Origin of the sequence: Bradyrhizobium ontarionense (assembly GCF_021088345.1) — a bacterium.
Classification (GTDB): Bacteria; Pseudomonadota; Alphaproteobacteria; order Rhizobiales; family Xanthobacteraceae; genus Bradyrhizobium; species Bradyrhizobium ontarionense.
In genome coordinates this window covers 2482183-2499447 of sequence record NZ_CP088156.1, presented here as the reverse complement: position 1 = coordinate 2499447, position 17265 = coordinate 2482183, and the positions used below count along the sequence as shown (strand labels likewise).

General features: G+C 66.2%; 13 protein-coding genes. 5 read left to right on the top strand and 8 right to left on the bottom strand.

What is annotated here, in order from left to right:
- The first annotated feature begins 156 nt into the window (after positions 1-156).
- The 5 genes from LQG66_RS11330 (at position 157) to LQG66_RS11310 (ending at position 8427) form a co-directional block, all read left to right on the top strand.
- Positions 157-3471: a transglutaminase family protein gene (locus LQG66_RS11330; protein WP_231326305.1), complete on the top strand. Its 3315-nt coding sequence runs from the start codon at positions 157-159 to the stop codon at positions 3469-3471.
- A 30-nt stretch (positions 3472-3501) separates the two neighbouring features.
- The gene (locus tag LQG66_RS11325) at positions 3502-6036 is read left to right on the top strand and encodes a circularly permuted type 2 ATP-grasp protein (RefSeq protein ID WP_231326304.1); all 2535 of its coding nucleotides are present in this window, start codon (positions 3502-3504) and stop codon (positions 6034-6036) included.
- Positions 6033-6911, top strand: a complete 879-nt coding sequence (locus LQG66_RS11320; RefSeq protein ID WP_231326303.1) for a transglutaminase family protein — start codon at positions 6033-6035, stop codon at positions 6909-6911. Before LQG66_RS11325 ends, LQG66_RS11320 begins: the two co-directional genes overlap by 4 nt.
- Positions 6912-7009: 98 nt before the next feature.
- A complete protein-coding gene (locus LQG66_RS11315; protein ID WP_231326302.1) occupies positions 7010-7390 on the top strand; it encodes a hypothetical protein in 381 nt (126 codons plus the stop codon).
- Between the two features lie 566 nt (positions 7391-7956).
- Complete coding sequence (locus tag LQG66_RS11310; RefSeq protein WP_231326301.1) at positions 7957-8427, top strand: DUF2867 domain-containing protein; 471 nt, start codon at positions 7957-7959, stop codon at positions 8425-8427.
- A gap of 39 nt (positions 8428-8466) precedes the next feature.
- Here LQG66_RS11310 and LQG66_RS11305 read toward each other — a convergent pair whose 3' ends face one another.
- The 8 genes from LQG66_RS11305 to folE form a co-directional block, all read right to left on the bottom strand.
- Positions 8467-9360 (bottom strand): SMP-30/gluconolactonase/LRE family protein, encoded by an 894-nt coding sequence (locus tag LQG66_RS11305; RefSeq protein ID WP_231326300.1) that lies wholly within the window; start codon positions 9358-9360, stop codon positions 8467-8469.
- 187 nt (positions 9361-9547) lie between these two features.
- Entirely contained in the window at positions 9548-11587 is a 2040-nt protein-coding gene (locus LQG66_RS11300) for a PQQ-dependent sugar dehydrogenase (protein WP_231326299.1), read from the bottom strand.
- Positions 11588-11600: 13 nt separating this feature from the next.
- Positions 11601-12884: a sodium:proton antiporter NhaD gene (gene nhaD, locus LQG66_RS11295; RefSeq protein WP_231326298.1), complete on the bottom strand. Its 1284-nt coding sequence runs from the start codon at positions 12882-12884 to the stop codon at positions 11601-11603.
- A 120-nt stretch (positions 12885-13004) separates the two neighbouring features.
- On the bottom strand, positions 13005-14534 hold the full coding sequence (locus LQG66_RS11290) for a cryptochrome/photolyase family protein (protein WP_231326297.1): 1530 nt from the start codon (positions 14532-14534) through the stop codon (positions 13005-13007).
- Between the two features lie 8 nt (positions 14535-14542).
- Positions 14543-15139, bottom strand: a complete 597-nt coding sequence (locus tag LQG66_RS11285) for an RNA polymerase sigma factor (protein ID WP_231326296.1) — start codon at positions 15137-15139, stop codon at positions 14543-14545.
- An 87-nt stretch (positions 15140-15226) separates the two neighbouring features.
- Positions 15227-15877 (bottom strand): ChrR family anti-sigma-E factor, encoded by a 651-nt coding sequence (locus LQG66_RS11280; protein ID WP_231326295.1) that lies wholly within the window; start codon positions 15875-15877, stop codon positions 15227-15229.
- Positions 15874-16419: a sigma-70 family RNA polymerase sigma factor gene (locus LQG66_RS11275; RefSeq protein ID WP_231327749.1), complete on the bottom strand. Its 546-nt coding sequence runs from the start codon at positions 16417-16419 to the stop codon at positions 15874-15876. Before LQG66_RS11275 ends, LQG66_RS11280 begins: the two co-directional genes overlap by 4 nt.
- Before the next feature lie 206 nt (positions 16420-16625).
- Entirely contained in the window at positions 16626-17246 is a 621-nt protein-coding gene (gene folE / locus LQG66_RS11270; protein ID WP_231326294.1) for a GTP cyclohydrolase I FolE, read from the bottom strand.
- Positions 17247-17265 lie beyond the last annotated feature (19 nt).

Here is a 17265-nt window from a genome sequence, read left to right as displayed (position 1 = left end):
TGCACCTGACTCGTCGGTGGTCGGCCGGCAAAAGGGCTCGGAAAGCGTCGTTTTGAGCTCAGGATAGTTCATAGGCAGCTCTGCCCGTTGTTAGTGCTTGATCCCTGAGCATAGCAATGTTCTGCTTAAAAAAGTTGCTGGAGCATCGAACCCCACGTGTCCATCTACGTCGCATTACATCACGTCACCCATTACAAATATGATCGTCCGGTGGAGCTGGGCCCGCAGACCATCCGTCTGCGTCCGGCACCACATACCAGGACGCCTGTGCTGAGCTACTCGCTCAAGATCACGCCAACGAACCATTTCGTGAATTGGCAGCAGGACCCGCAGGGCAACTGGCTGGCGCGCTACGTCTTTCCGGAGAAGGTGAACGAATTCAAGATCGAGGTCGACTTCACGGCGCAGATGACCGTGATCAACCCGTTCGACTTCTTCGTCGAGCCTTACGCAGACAGCTTCCCGTTCGCCTATCCCGAGAGTCTGAGGGCTGAGCTCGCCCCCTATCTGGAAACGATCGAGCCTGGGCCGCTGTTCGCTGATTATTTGAAGTCGATTCCGCGCGAAGCCGACAACACCGTCAACTATCTCGTCGATCTCAACTCTGAGCTGCAGAAAAAGATTCGTTATATCATCCGGATGGAGCCGGGCGTTCAGACGCCTGAAGAGACGCTGACGAGCTCGGCGGGCTCGTGCCGAGATTCCGCGTGGCTCCTGATCCAGACCTTGCGGCACCTCGGGCTCGCCGCCCGGTTCGTGTCCGGCTATTTGATTCAGCTCCGTCCCGACATCGATCCGATCGAGGGGCCGCGCGAGGTCGAGAACGATTTCACCGATCTGCACGCCTGGGCCGAGGTCTATCTGCCCGGCGCCGGCTGGATCGGCTTCGACGTGACATCGGGCATGCTCGCCGGCGAGGGGCATATCCCGGTGGCTGCGACGCCGCATTACCGATCCGCCGCACCTATCAGCGGCAGCGCCAGCATTGCCGAGGTCGACTTCCACTTCGAGATGAATGTGAGGCGCATCCGCGAAGCGCCGCGGATCACCCGGCCGTTTTCGGACGATGCGTGGGACAAGCTCGACCGGCTGGGCGAAGCTGTCGATGCCGATCTCGCGGCCGATGACGTGCGCCTGACGATGGGCGGGGAGCCGACCTTCGTATCGATCGACGACATGGAATCGGAGGAGTGGAATACGGCCGCCGTCGGCCCGACCAAGCGAGGGCTTGCCGACAGCCTGATCAGGCGGCTGCGATCTCGTTTCGCGCCCGGTGGTCTGCTCCATTATGGCCAGGGCAAATGGTATCCCGGCGAGAGCCTGCCGCGCTGGGCGTTCGGACTTTACTGGCGCAAGGACGGCGAGCCGATCTGGCGCAATCCGGACCTGATCGCAAGCGTCGACGGCCCCCGCGTAGCCACGATCGAGGACGCGCAGCGTTTCCTCGATACGGCCGCCGAGACGCTCGGGCTCGAGCCCGACTACGTGATGCCGGCATTCGAAGACCCCGCGCATTGGCTGCAGAAGGAAGCAGCGCTGCCGGAGAACGTCGACGCGCTCGACTCCAAGCTGGCCGACGCGGAAGAGCGCGCGCGCATGGCGCGGGTGTTCGACGAAGGGCTGCATCTTCCGCGCGGCTTCGTGCTGCCGATCCAGCGCTGGAATGCACAGCCAAGGCGCTGGCGCAGCGAACGCTGGGGGCTGCGGCGCAAGCGGCTGTTCCTGATTCCCGGCGACTCGCCGCTCGGCCTGCGGCTGCCGATTGCCTCGCTCGCCTACATTCCTCCCGAGGATTTCCCGTACGTCCATGAGCAGGATCCGATGGAGGCGCGCGGCCCGCTGCCGGTGTTTGCGCCCGGGCGTCCGGTGATCGTGCCGCAGGTGCCGCCACTCCAGAAGCGCGATCGCGTGTCGCCGCAGCGTCAGGATGTTCGGTATCAGTCCTGGGGCGGGCTCGGCGTGCGCACCGCGATGTCGGTCGAGATCCGCGACGGTGTTCTCTGCGTATTCATGCCGCCGGTCGAAACCATCGAGGATTACCTGGAATTGATCGCAACGGTTGAAGCCACCGCCGAGGCGATGCAGATCAAGGTTCACGTCGAAGGCTATGCACCGCCGTTCGATCCGCGCATCGAGGTGATCAAGGTGACGCCCGATCCCGGCGTGATCGAGGTCAATATCCAGCCGGCCTCGAGCTGGCGGCAGGCGGTCGACATCACCTTCGGTCTCTATGAGGACGCCGCCAAGGTGCGGCTCGGCGCCAATCGCTTCCTGATCGACGGTCGCCACACCGGCACCGGCGGCGGCAATCACGTTGTGATCGGCGGCAGCTCGCCACCGGATTCGCCGTTCCTGCGCCGCCCGGATCTGCTGAAGAGTCTCGTCCTGTATTGGCAGCGGCATCCAGCGCTGTCCTATTTGTTCTCCGGCATGTTCATCGGGCCGACCAGCCAGGCGCCGCGCATCGATGAGGCGCGGCACGACAGCCTCTATGAGCTGGAGGTCGCGCTCGCCAATGTGCCGCCTGTCGGGCAGAGCGTGCCGCTGTGGCTGGTCGACCGGCTGTTCCGGCATCTGCTGGTCGACATCACGGGCAACACCCATCGCGCGGAGATCTGCATCGACAAGCTCTATTCGCCGGAAGGGCCGACAGGTCGGCTCGGCCTGGTCGAGTTCCGCGCGCTCGAAATGCCGCCGGATCCGCGCATGTCGCTGGCGCAGCAGCTCCTCATCCGCGCGCTGATCGCCAAACTGTGGCGCGAGCCGCAGGACGGCAAGTTCGTGCGCTGGGGCACCGCGCTGCACGACCGCTTCATGCTGCCTCACTTCATATGGCAAGACTTTCTTGATGTGCTGGATGAACTGCGGTCGTCCGGCTACGACTTCTCGCCGGAGTGGTACCAGGCGCAGCTCGAATTTCGCTTCCCAACCTTCGGTCGGGTCCAGCATGGCGGCGTGACGCTGGAGCTGCGGCAGGCACTGGAGCCCTGGCACGTGCTGGGTGAGGAGGGCGCAGCCGGCGGCACTGTCCGGTACGTCGACTCTTCGGTCGAGCGACTTCAAGTAAAGGCTGAAGGCTTCATCGAAGGCCGTCATCTCGTCACCTGTAATGGTAGAACGATGCCGATGACCTCTACGGGGCGCTCTGCGGAGGCCGTGGCGGCGGTGCGCTTCAAGGCGTGGCAGCCGGCCTCCGGCCTGCACCCGACCGTTCCGGTGCATTCGCCGCTCACCTTCGACCTGATCGATACCTGGAACGGTCGCTCGTTGGGGGGCTGCGTCTACCACGTGGCGCATCCGGGTGGCCGCAGCTACGAGACCAAGCCGATCAACTCGTACGAGGCGGAGGCGCGGCGGCTCGCCCGCTTCCAGGATCACGGCCACACTCCGGGACGAATCGTGTTGCCGCCCGAGGAACGCACAAATGAATTCCCGATGACCCTCGACTTGCGCAGGCCGCTCCTGCATTGATGGAACGGAGTTTGCGCGGAGGATCAGGGTATGGACGGCCCGGGCGGCCAGGACCAGGGAGCGAGCCCCGCCGCCGGTCGGCTGGCGGCGCGTCCGGTCTTGCGTCGTGCCGCGCAATGGGCCCGCGACTATGCGCGGCTGCCGGGGATCCCCGATGAGTTCATCGGCGCCGACGGCCAGCCGCGGCCGGTCTGGGCCCGCTTCGCCGACACTTTCGCCGCACTCGCGCCGACCGACGTCGACCGCCGCTTCGCCTCTGCCGATCGCCATCTGCGTGAGGCCGGCGTCACCTATCGGGCGCCCGGCGACAACGCCGAGCGATCGTGGCCGCTGAGCCACTTGCCGCTGCTGATCGACGAGGCCGAGTGGGCGCAGCTGTCCCAAGGCATCGCCCAGCGTGCCGAGCTGTTCGAACGCGTCCTCAAGGACATCTACGGCGAGGGGCGTCTGGTCGCGAGCGGCGCGCTGCCGGCGGCTGCCGTCGCCGGCTCCAGCGAATATCTGCGTCCGGTCTGCGGCGTCAAACCGCCGGGGGGGCGCTTCCTCAGCGTCTACGCTGCCGACATCGGTCGTGGCCCCGACGGAGGGTGGTGGGTCCTCAACGACCGCACCCAGGCGCCGTCCGGCATGGGCTATGCGCTCGAGAATCGGCTGGTGCTGTCGCGCGCCTTCTCCTCGATCTACAAATCGATGAACGTGGAGCGGCTGGCGCCGTTCTTCGAGGCCTTTCGTGACTCGCTGCGCGCCAGCGCCGATCGTGACGAGCCGCGCATCGGCGTGCTGACGCCGGGCACGTTCAGCGAGACCTATTTCGAGCACGCGACGCTCGCGCGCTATCTCGGCTTCCTGCTGGTGGAAGGCGACGACCTCGCCGTCAGTGGCGACCGCGTGCACATCCGCACCGTCGCGGGCCTGAAGCGCGTCGACGTGCTGCTGCGGCGGCTCGATTCCAATTCGCTCGATCCGCTCGAGCTCGATGCGGCCTCGCGGCTCGGCGTCGCCGGTCTGATGGATGTCGTGCGCAAGGGCGGTGTCGCGATTGCCAACATGCCGGGCTCCGGCGTGCTCGAGGCCCGCGCGCTGCTCGGCTTCGTGCCGAGCCTGTCGCGGCGCGTGCTCGGCGAGGATCTCAAGATCCCGCACATCGCAACCTGGTGGTGCGGCCAGAAATCGGCGCGCGACGAGGTGCTGTCGCGGCTCGAGGATTTCGCGATCGAAGGCGCCTATGGTCGCGCCGTGCCGGGCTTCGCCAGCAGCGGCCCCGTGCTGGCGAGCGAGTTGTCGGCGGCCGAGCGCGACAGGCTGCGCGCCGCGATCACCGCGCGCGGCATCGACTATGTCGGCCAGGAGGTGGTGCGGCTGTCGACCACGCCGGTGTGGCAGGACGGCCGGATCGCACCGCGGCCGTTCGTGCTGCGCGTGTTCGCGGCGGCCACGCCCGACGGCTGGACCGTGATGCCCGGCGGCTTCTGCCGTATCGCCGATAAGCTCGATGCGCGTGCGGTGTCGATGGGTGACGGCGCACGTGCCGCGGATGTCTGGGTGGTCGGCGACAAGGCGGTGGCGGCACGCAGCCTGCTGCCGGGCTCCGACAATGTCCGGATCCGGCGCATCGCAGGTGTGCTGCCGAGCCGCGCCGCTGACAATCTGTTCTGGCTGGGACGTTACCTGGAGCGCGCCGAGGCGACCTTGCGGCTGATCCGCGTGCTCGCAGCCCAACATCGCGATCCCGGCAAGGACTCGCCGGCGCAGCTCAACACCGCCGAGCGCATCCAGCGGCTGCTGTTCGCGTGGGGCGCGGTTGAGCAGACCTCGCGCAGCAAGGGATTCCAGGTGGCGGCGGAGGCGCTGCAGGCCGAGGCGCAGTTCGGCTCGGCGCTGTCGCTGCTCAGATCGGCCCAGCGCACCGCGACCTCGCTGCGCGAGCGGCTGTCGCCTGACGCCTGGCAGGTCATCACCGAGATGCCGACCTGTCTGGCGCAGGAGGCCGACGACGAGGATGCCGTCCTCAGCCTTGCCGAGCTCACGCTGGAGAAGCTCGCGAGCTTCGCCGGCCTTGCCCAGGAAAACATGAACCGCGCCGCCGGCTGGCGCTTCCTCGACATCGGCCGCCGCGCCGAGCGCGCCATCAACACGGCGCGCTTCGCGCGCCAGTTCGGCTATAACGAAGCAACGCCCGAGGATCTCGACGTCCTGCTCACCCTGGTCGATTGCCAGATCACCTACCGCTCGCGCTACCTGATCGGGCCGTCGTTGGCGCCGATCCGCGACCTCGTCGTGCTCGACCTGTACAATCCGCGCTCGGTCGCGTTCCAGATCGAGGTGCTGAACGATCACATCGCCAGCCTGCCGGTGCTGAAGGAAAATGGGCTCATCGAGCGTCCGCAGCGCCTCGCGGTGTCGCTGCGGGCACGGCTGACGGCAGCGGAGGCTGCCCATCTCGACGGGCGGACCCTGTTCGCGCTGGAGCAGGACCTGCTCAATCTGGCGGAAGCGATCGGCCAGCATTACTTCCCGCACGGTCCGAACGCGACGAGGCCGGAAAAGCTCACAGGCTTCGCGTGATCTACGACATCCGGCATGTCACCACCTACGAATATGAGAGCGCCGTCAGCTTCGCGCGCTGCTCGCTGCGGCTGGAGCCGCTGAGCGGCGACGGCCAGGAGCTGATTTCCCACAGCGTCGAGATCCGGCCGCGTCCGTCGGAGCGGGCCGCGCGGCGCGATTTCTTCGGCACGCTGACCGAGAGCATCGTCATCGACACCCAGCATCGCCATTTGCGCATCGACTCGCGCTCGCGGGTGAAGCTGTCGCGGACGCCGCCGGAGCGCGACGCGCCGAGCCAGGCCTGGGAGAACGTGCGCGACGACGCCTTCGAGGCCACCAGTCTCGGGCCGTCGTCGCCGATCGGCTACGTCTTCGCCAGCGCGCTGGTGCCGGTGCTGGAGCCGGTGACGGAGTATGCCGCAGCGAGCTTTCCGGCCGACACCGGGATCGTCGCCGGCGCCGCCGACTTGATGCGGCGCATCCGCAAGGAGTTCAAATACGATCCGAAGGCGACGGTGATCTCGACGCCGCTCCGCGAGGTGTTCGATCATCGTCACGGCGTTTGCCAGGACTTCGCCCATGTGATGATCGCGGGCCTGCGCGGGCTCGGTCTGCCGGCGGCGTATGTCAGCGGTTATCTGCGCACGATTCCGCCGGAGGGTAAGCCGCGGCTGCAGGGCGCCGATGCGACTCATGCCTGGGTATCCTTGTGGTGCGGCGAGAAGCTGGGCTGGATCGGCTTCGACCCGACCAATGATCTCGTGGTCGGCAACGATCACATCATCCTGGGCATGGGCCGCGACTTCTCGGATGTCTCGCCGGTCGATGGCATCATCGTCGGCTCGCGCAAGCAGAAGCTTGGCGTCGCCGTCGACGTCGTCATGGTCGAGTAGGGCGGTTCCAGTCGTGGGAACCAGCGGAACGATTTGCTGCGTTTGCGCTTGATCCGGCCGAGGGCTTGGGGGCTGACACGTCCCGTACAAGCGATGGAGTGATCGAGATGAAACATGTACCGCTGGTTGTTGGATTGCTGGCCGCCTGCGTCGTGGGCAGCGCATCCGCCGAACCCCTGACTAACCTGACCGGAACCTACCGCTGCATCCAGATGTGCCGCGACGGCATGATCGGCGCGCCCGCTTTCGTGACCCAGAACGGAGATTCCGTGAACCTGACCACCGAGACCGGTGAGTCGTTGCGCGCCTGGCCGGATTGGAACGCTCCCGATAGCCGACTCTGGATCGATGCGCGTGACGAGAGCGTGGTCTATTCGCCTGACGGCATGCGCATCCAGTTCGATGACGGCCGCGTCTGGCAGCGCGACCTGCCGCCGCCCGTGTTCGTGCGCCGCGCACCGGTCGTGTACGGGCGGTGAGCGATCAACGAAGGCGATGTCGCGACCATGGTCCTCACCTGGCCGAGGACTGACAGGCGGGGGTGGGGTGGAAGCTGCCCACCTCATACACAGTGTCGTCCCGGCGAACGCCGGGACCCATAACCACCGGCCGCAATTGGTGCGAACGCCGGTCACCACTCGTGTGCCGAACATTGGCATTTGTGAGTATGGATCCCGGGTCGGCGCCGCGCCAACGCTGTTGCGTCGGCGCGGCTTGCCCGGGACGACAGCGAGTTTGTTGAACGCATCTCTCAGAGCCGCTGATTGCGTATGTCGCGGCTGTCGTCGTCCGCGAATGCGGACGATCCAGTAGCCACTGGCGGTGGTGATCGGTCGAGAGGCCGCGGCGTACCGGATGCCTCGCCTGTGCGGGGCAGACGCGTCAAATCGCCATCGGCGACACGCGAGACTTGTGCAGGCACGAGGAGATTGCTTGGATCGGAGCTGCCAGCCGATGCCGAGGCACGAGACCGATGATATCTGGACGATCCTCGACCACGATCCAGGAGACGTCGCTTCCGGTCGCATCGCTCATCGATCGGGCGTTGCTGCTGCGGTGTGACTACCGCGAGTCGATCGCGATCGAACTCAGCCGTCCCGATCTGTCGGTCGTCGACGCCTTCTTCGCCATTTTCGGCCATCGGCCGGGCTGGATGAAGGCGATCCTCATCCTCCGCAATGCGCTTGCAGCGCCGTTCGGGTTGGAGGTGTCCCGCAGCCGCGACATTCTGTCGAGCGATCGGCAGCCCGCTTATTCGGAAGGCGATAGCATGCTCGGGTGGACGGTCTTCGTCCATACGTCTGATGAACTCATCGTCGGGCGCGACAACGCGCATCTCGATTTTCGTGTGTCCATTCTGCGCAACGATCCCACTGGGCGAGCCCGCATGGTGATTTCGACCGTATGTGATGCCCACAATGCCTTTGGCGTCGTCTATCTGAAAGCCGTGCTTCCGTTTCACAAACGCGGGTTTCGGTGGCTCATCACGCGCGCTCGCGCCTGCGGGCGGCTCTGACCGCAGGACGACGGTGGCACCTTCGATCGGGCGCGAGCGTCAACACGCGCCGCGCTGCAGGCAATGTTCGCGGCCTTCGACGTCAGTGCGAAACGATTCGATGAAACCGCCCTGGCGCTGGGTGACGAACACCGTCTTGCCGTCGCTGCCGCCGAAGGCGAGGTTGGTCGGCTCCTTGGCCTTGAGTGCGATCTCGCGGAGGGCGCGGCCGTCTGGAGCCAGCACGGCTATGCTGCCTTTCAGGATGCGCGCCACGAACAGCCGGCCGCTGGTGTCGGTGCGCAGGCCGTCGATCATGTTCGGCTCGAACGTCTTGATCAGCTTCGGCCGCGTGAGCGCATCGCCCTCGATCGCATAGGACCAGATCTCGCCGCTGTTGGATTCGCCGACATAGAGCGTGCGGCCGTCGGGGCTGAGATCGATGCCGTTGGCGGTGCCCATCGCGCGCGGTGCCGTCATGCTCACGCCTTGCATGGATCCATCGGAGCCCTTCGCGATGCGCCAGATGCGGCCGCTGCGCGCCTTCCAGTTCGGATCGCTCGCATAGATCGTGCCGTCACGCGCCAGGGTGATGTCGTTGGGCTGGCTCATGTCGTCGGCATGGAAGACGAGTCGAGGCTCAACGGTGCCGGGAGCGATGGCGAAGATGTTGTGCTTCTTGTAGTCGGCGATAAACATGACGCCGCCGGCGTCGATGCGAAGCGCGTTGCCGACGCTGCCTTCGGGCAGTTCGGCGAACTTCTCGGAGGCCACAGCCTCCGGCGCCAGCCGTCCGATCGTGCCCGGTTTGCCGAGATTGACCACGTACAGATTGCCCTCGCGGTCGACGGCTGGTCCCTCGATGCCGAAGGTGTATTCGCCCGACGGGGTGATCTGCGCGCTTTCGAACAGCTTTGGTGCCGCGAGGGCAGGGACGGCCGAAAGAGCGAGCATTGCAAGTCCCGCCAAACGCGAGATGCGTAGGGTGGGCAAAGGCGCGATGCGACGCTGCCTCCGTGCGAACGCCGTGTACGGCGCGCCGTGCCCACCATCACGAGCGCCGGTGCGCGGGGCCGGTGGGCACGCGCCGCCTGCGGCGATCGCTTTGCCCACCCTACGGATCATCGCGCCATGACGTCCGTCAGAGCGGCACCAGGAACTGCTGTTGGATATAATAGCCATTATCGTCCGTGCAGGTGCCGTTGAGATACGTGTCGGCCGGCCGGAAGAAACGGCTGAAGCCGGGCTTATTGACGGCAGACCTCTCGGTCACCACGACGACCTTGCCGAACGGAATCTCGCCGCATTCGCGGCCGTCGCTGGCGAAGAACTTGCGATGCGGCGGGCCGCCCGGTTTGACCCGCATGCGGCTTCCCGGAACCATCCGTGCGACGAGCTCGTCGGCGACACCAAGCAGCCTGGCATAGCCTGGTTCCGTCTTGATGAGGTTGGCGCCGGGCGGCATTTGTCGCTCAGCACCCAACCCGCGCAATCGCTGACGCAGCCGGCCGGCGTCGGGATCGCCGGGATAGATCCAGCCGTCCTGCGCCAGCATGAAGCGCAACGCCGCTCTGTCCTTGTCCGGCTCCGATTGTCCGGCCTTCAGGCCGAAATCCGAATGGCAGCCGCTGCAGTGCTTTTCGATGAGGCCCTTGCGCAAATTGGTGAGCCGCGCGCGATTCGCGGCGTCGTCCATGACAAAGGTCGCGAGCCGGTCGATGAGCTGATCGTTCCTGGTGTCGCAGGGCAGGGGCTCGGGTGCAGCCTCGCTGCTGCGGTCGATGCGGATCACGGTCTGGTTCTTGTCTTCGACCAGCCAGATCGCGCCGTCGTCGGCTGTGGTCATGCCGACCGGCGCGCCCTGCGGGCGGATGCCGTTGACGCGATGCCAGCCGGCGATGATCTCGTCGAACGCGGCCGCCGGAGCCGGGCCCGCCGCGGTCTGGAAGGCGCGGGTAGGCTCTGCGGCGCAGCTCACATGATAGCGCACCGGCGCCGGGCTCACCTTGGGGAAGCCGTGCTCGTCGACCTCATAGGCCAGCAGCCGGCTGCCGGTCGGCCGGTAACCGTGGAGCCCCACCAGCAGCTTGCCTTTCAAGTCGTCGAAGCGGTCGGCCGTGTAGTAGAGCATCCCGAGCGGCGCGCCGTGCGGCGGCAGCAGCGACCAGGGCTGTTTGTAGAGCGCGGTCGTATTGCAGAAATTCTTGAACGCCCCCGATTGCAGCACGCGCCTGAATTCCGGGCTCGGCGTCGCCAGATCGTAGCAATAGGGCCAGCCATAATGGCGGCCCTGCTCGATGGCGTTGATCTCCTCATTGGGCGCAAAGAGGTCCTGCAGATCACGCGCGTTCTCGCCCTGCAGGAAGGCGTAGCCGGGATCGGGAAAGCGCGGGTGCAGCGCCAGCGCCATCGAGTTGCGCAGGCCGCGGGCGAACACCTCATGGGGCGGATCGGGATCGTCGGATTTCAGCGTCGGAAAGACGCCGCCCGCTGATGGCGTGAACAGCCAGATCGAAGCGAGCGGGGAAGCGCCCTCGCTGGCTGCGCAGCGGCTCGGCGCTGATGCCAGGCAGTTGTCGCTGTGCGAGCCGACATTGACGAACAGGCGTCCGGTGCGGTCGAAGGCGATGGCCTTCAACGGGTGCGCGCTCTCGGCGATACGTGTGCCGTCCGCCAGGGTGAGGCGGCGTCCGGGCAGGTCGCGGATGATGGTTTCGACCGTGGTCTGCGGATTTGCGGCGAGCGGATCGAAGCGGAAGATCGACGTATCGGTCGATGCATAGATCCGGCCGTCAGGGCCACGGGCGAGGCCGAACGGATAGGACAGTCGCGTGACGGCCTCGCGGATGCGCTGGCCCGCAGGTGCCGAGGGATCGAGGATGAGGAGGCGGCCGTCGTCATGGCCCCAGCCGCCCATGTCGGCGACCACGAACGACTGGCGCCCAGGGATCTGCACGATGGCGCGCGGGAACTTCAGGCCGTCGTCGCGGCTGGCAACGAGGCCGGCGCAGAAGCCGGCCTTCATGTCGATCTGCAGCCGCGGAAAGGCGAGCGGCGCCTCACCGCAGCTTGCGGTGCCGAGTGCGTAGCCGCTCTTGCTCGTTACGTCTTCGCTGCGGCCATCTCCGGCGCCGATCAGCAGCGCGGTCGCGACAACTGCAAGGATGCGCCACGTCCTCATGAATTTGGCCCGCTCAATGCGTCAGGTGATATTGCAGGATGTAGGCGCCCGCGCCGGCAAGATAGCCGAGCAAAGCGATACCGCTGATGCGGCGCACGTACCAGAAGAAGTGGATGTTCTCGAGCCCCATCGCGGCGACGCCGGCCGCCGATCCGATGATCAGGATCGAGCCGCCGGTGCCGGCGCAGTAGGCGACGAACTCCCACAGGAAACTGTCGGGCGGAAACTGGCTCAGGCTGTACATGCCCATCGAGGCCGCGACCAGCGGCACGTTGTCGATCACGGCACTGGCCAGCCCGAGCACGATCACGATCAGGTCGAGGCGGCCGACGGCGCGGTCGAGCCAATGCGCCAGCGCCTGCAGGATGTGGGTGTGCTCGAGCGCCGCGACTGCCAGCAGGATGCCGATGAAGAACACGATCGAGGGCATGTCGATCCGGGTCAGCGCATGCACGAGCGTCAGGCGCTGCCTCTCGTCCGAGGCCTTCTCGCGATGGATGATCTCGCCGACCATCCAGAGCAAACCGAGGCCGAACAGGATGCCCATGAAGGGCGGCAGCTGCGTCACCGCCTTGAACAGCGGCACCAGCACCAGGATGCCGAGCCCCATGAAGAACATCAGGTTGCGCTCGAACGGCAGGATCGGGCTTATCGAGGCGAGCCCTGCGCTGGCCGGCGGCGCGAGCTGCTTGCCGCGCAGCGTGAAGCTGACGACCGCCAGCGGCACCAGCAGGTTCAACAGCGAGGGGATGAACACCGCCTTCATGATCGCAAGCGGCGTGATCTGGCCGCCGATCCACAGCATCGTCGTGGTGACGTCGCCGATCGCCGACCAGGCGCCGCCGGCATTGGCCGCAATCACGATGATCGCCGCGAACACCAGGCGATCCTCGTCGCGGCCGGACAGCTTCTTCATCAGTGACACCATCACGATCGCGGTGGTGAGGTTGTCGAGCATCGCGCTGAGGAAGAAGGTCACGACCCCGACCAGCCAGACCAGCCTGACCTGGCTGGTCGTTCTGATCAGCGATGTCACGACCTCGAAGCCGTGATGCGCGTCGATGACCTCGACGATGGTCATCGCGCCGATCAGGAAGAAGATGATCTGCGCGGTCGACGCCACCGACTCGTTGAGCTCGGCCGGGACCGATGCTGCGGCATCTCCCGTCAGCGCATAGACGGTCCACATCAGGCCGGCACCGACCAGGGCGGTGGCGGCTTTGTTGATCCGCAACGGCTGCTCCAGCGCCACCACGGCGTAGGCGAGCGCAAAGACGGCAACGATGGCCGCGGTCATCGCGGGAGGCTTTCGGTCATGGATCAACGCATAAGCGAGATGGAACCGCCCATGGTATGACCGATCGGGGACGGGCCAGCAAGCGGGGCAGCGCGGCGCGGGGACCGGCGTTCCCCGTGGTCAGACCAGGGCGGCCGTGATCGCGTCGGCCTGGCTGCGGATGGCGCGGATCTCGGCGGCGCTGCGGCGCTCCAGATTGACATACTGGTTGCGCATGCGGCCGTTGCCGGCGAAGCGCCGGCGGTGCTTGGCGAGGAAGGCCCAATACAGCGTCGTGAACGGGCAGGCCCTGTCGCCGGTCGCCTGCTTTGGATCGTAGCGGCAGTTGCGGCAGTGATCGCTCATGCGGTCGATGTAGTGGCCCGAGGCGGCGTAGGGCTTGGTGCCGACGACGCCGCCGTCGCCATGCTGGCTCATGCCGAGCGTGTTGGGGAGCGATACCCAGTCGACGGCGTCGTGGAACATCGACATGTGCCAGACATGCACGTCATAGGGACGCACGCCGAGCAGCATCGCGAACAAGCCGAGCACCATCAGCCGCTCGATGTGGTGCGCATAGGCGTGGTCGATGGTGTGGCCGATCGCCTGCGCCAGGCAGCGCATCTCGGTCTCGCCGGTCCAGTAGAATCGCGGCATCGGCAGGCTGGCATCGAGCGCGTTCTCCTCGGCGTAGTCAGGCATGCGCTGCCAATAGATGCCGCGCACGAATTCGCGCCAGCCGATGATCTGGCGGACGAAGCCTTCGAGCGCGTTCAGGGGCGCGTTGCGGTTGGCGATGATGGCCTCGACCACCTCGCGCGGATCGAGCATGTGCAGGTTCAGCGCGCCCGACAGCCGCGAGTGATACAGGAACGGCTCGTCGGTCAGCATCGCGTCCTGATAGGTGCCGAACAAAGGCAGCCGCCAGGCGACGAAATTGGACAGCTCCGTCAGTGCATCGACGCGCGAGACCGGCAGATCGAAGCGGTCGAGCCGGCCCGGACTGTTGGCAAAACGCGACGCCACGAGCTTGATGACATCACGCGTGATCGCGTCGGGTGCGAAGCCCTTGCTGACCGGAATCGGCGGCCGGCGCGCCTTGCCGAATCCCTTGCGGTTCTCGGCATCATAATTCCAGCTGCCGCCGACCGGCCGTCCGCTTTCGTCGATCAGCAGCCCGGTCTTGCGCCGCATCGCGCGATAGAACGTCTCCATGATCGGGCGCGGGTGGCGCTCGGTGAAGGCGTCGAACTCGTCGGCCGTGCACAGGAAATGTCGGTCGGGGCGGAATTCGATCGGCTGGGGCAGCCGGCGCAGCGTCTCGCGCACGCGCCAATCGCCGGGCTCCAGCACGATCGTGGCCACGGGCTGCAGCGCGGCCTGGTGACGGGCGATCTCGCGTTCCAGGCTGCCGGTGTTGGCGGGATCGTCGAGCTGCACATAGTGCACATTGCGGCCGCGTCCCTCGAGGTCGGCGCGGAAATGGCGCATGGCTGAGAAGAAGAAGGCGATGCGCATCTTGTGCTGCGGGACGTAGGAGGCCTCCTCCGTCACCTCCATCTGCAGCACGGCATCCTCAGCCGGATCGAAGCCGTCGAACGCGGCCGAATCGGCGTCGAGCTGGTCGCCCAGTACGACGACGAGGTGTCTCACGTGATTTGCGTTCGCCATGCAGCAGATCAGGCCGCCGCGGCTGCGATGGTGTGCGCGTGTCCGAGGCAATCCTTGCGCACCGCCAGCAGACTGCGATGCAGCCAGGTCTTGATGGTGCCGACCGGCACGCCGAACCGTTCTGACAGCCGCGTTCGGCTTTCCCCTTCGAGATAGGCGAGCGCCAGCAATTGTCGGCGCTCCTCCGGTAACCGACTAAGCGCTGCGCGGGCGATCGGTTCCGCCGACGCATAGTCGAATTCCTCCGTGACCATGTCGGCGGGATCGGGGATCCCCAGCGCTTCGTCGAGCTCCGAGGTCGGCACGCCGGCCGTGCGCAGCGCGTCGATCGCGGTGTTGCGCATGATCGTGCACATCCAGGTGATCGGCGAGGCCCGCGCGGGGTCGAAGCTCGCCGCATGGCGCCAGATCTTCAAATAGCCGTCCTGCAGGATGTCGTCGATATCGGCGGCTGAGGAGAGCATGGCGCGCACAGTCTTGCGCATCTTCACGATGGTCAGGGCGTGGAGCTCGGCGAAGGCTTGCGCATCGCTGCGTCCGGCCCGTCCCAACAGGCTGCTGAGATGCGCGACGTAGCTCTTCTGCTCTGCGCCCGCCGACCGCATCGTCCTTCCTCCTCATCTTCCTGATGGGAAAACGAGCAGAGCTTCGACGCGGATCACTCCAGCTCCGTCGATCGCGGAAGCGATAACTCAGAGGCGGACGAACGGGCTGATGATGCGGCCGAGCAGGCCGTGCATGCGCAGGTCGCCGGACATGGCCACGAGGCACAGGCAGGGGCCTTCGTCGCCGACCACGGGACGATGGTCGACCTCGTCGTCGCCATAGTCGAAGTCACCGGGCCCGTAATAACCGCCGAGATGGCTGAAGCTGCCTTTCAGCACGCAGGTCAGCTCATTGCCGGAATGCGAGTGCTCCAGCATCCGGGCGCCGGGCTCCGAGCGCAGCAGGAAGGCGCGCGACTTGCTGGCGCCGGAGAGCAGGATCGGGCGCATGCTGATACCGGGCGCGACGCGGCGGCGCTTGCCGATCTTGCAGCGCTTCACCATCTCCGGCAGGTCGGCGAGCTCAGGATCGTGCTTGGCGACCTCGCTGACGCGAGGGGCAGTCTCCGGCCGGCGGTCGATGCGCGCCATCACGGCGTCGAATGCGTCCGCGCCCGTCGCGACCGGCTCGGCCGCGTCGAGCGATGCGCCGGCGAGCTGCTCGATGGCGCGCACGAAGCGCCGGCATCGTCCGCATTCCGCGACATGGACGCCGACCACCAGCCGCTCGGCCTCGTCGAGCGCGCCGGTGGCGAAGTCGGCCAGCAGGTCTTCCGGCGGGTGATGGCTGATTGTCATGTCGCGTCGTCCAACAGGTCTCTCAGGCGATTCATCGCCAGTCTGATTCGTGATTTCACCGTACCAAGCGGCAGGCCGAGCACTGCCGCGATTTCCGAGTGGGGTCGTTCCTCGATGAACGACAGGCGGATCACGGTGGATTGCTCCACCGACAATCTTTCGATCGCGGCCGCCACGCGCGTGGCATCTTCGACACGCGACACGATCTGATCCGCTGCCAGCGTCGGGTCGGCCTCCTCGTCGAGCACGACTTCCCGGCTCACCCGGCCCTCGCGGGAGGCCTTGCGCACGGCGTCGATCCGCTGATTTCGCGCGATGGTGAAGATCCAAGCGGCAGCGCCTGCCGTCGACGGATCGAACTGACCGGCCTTGGTCCACACCGCCACCATCGTGGACTGCGCAATCTCCTCGGCCTCGTCCGCATTGCAGCCCGTCTTGATCAGGAACCCTTTGATCCGAGGCGCAAAATGATCGAACAGGACCCTGAACGCCTCGCGGTCACCGCGCGATGCGACGCGTCCGATCAGTTCCGCCCAGTCCACAGTCGCCTTCGGCCTTCTGCTCGCGTTCGCCCGGATCGTGGCACCTGAAGCACGCGCGAACCGGCGCCGGGACGATGCCACGTTCCATTGCGCGAATCCAGCTGCTCTCAGTCGTGTTGCCATGATCTCCGGCACGCATGCTTCATCCCCGGGGGAACGTGCAGGACGGACGGCCGGATCACCGGACCGACGATTTTTTGCGCCCGTCAATCCTTCAGGTCGGAATTGACCATCGCCAGGAATTCCTGCCGGCTCATCGGGTCGGTGCGGAAGCAGCCGAGCATGCGGCTGGTGGTGAGATCGACACCGTGCTTCTTGACCCCACGGGAGCTGATGCAGTGATGGGCCGCCTTGATCACGACCGCTACGCCCTGCGGCTGCAGCACCTCGTCGATGATGTTGGCGATCTCGGCCGTCATCCGCTCCTGGATCTGCAGGCGGCTGGCATAGGCCTCGACCACGCGGGCAAGCTTGGAGATGCCGACGACGCGGCTGCGCGGCACGTAGCCGACCCAGGCACGGCCGATGATCGGCGCCATGTGGTGCTCGCAATGGCTCTGGAACGGGATGTTCCGCAACAGCACCATCTCGTCGTAGCCGGCGGTCTCCTCGAAGGTCTTGCGCAGATAGTCTTCGGGGCTCTGCTCGTAGCCGGCGAAATAGCTCTTGTAGGCCCGTGCGACCCGGGCCGGCGTTTCCGCCAGGCCCTCGCGCGACGGGTCCTCGCCGATCCAGGTGAGGATGGTGCGGATGGCGTCCTCGACGTCGTCCTGGGTGACACAGACTGGTTCGCAGGCGAACGGCAGTTTCTTGGCTGTCTGGCGCACGGGGGCTCTCCGAAAGCAA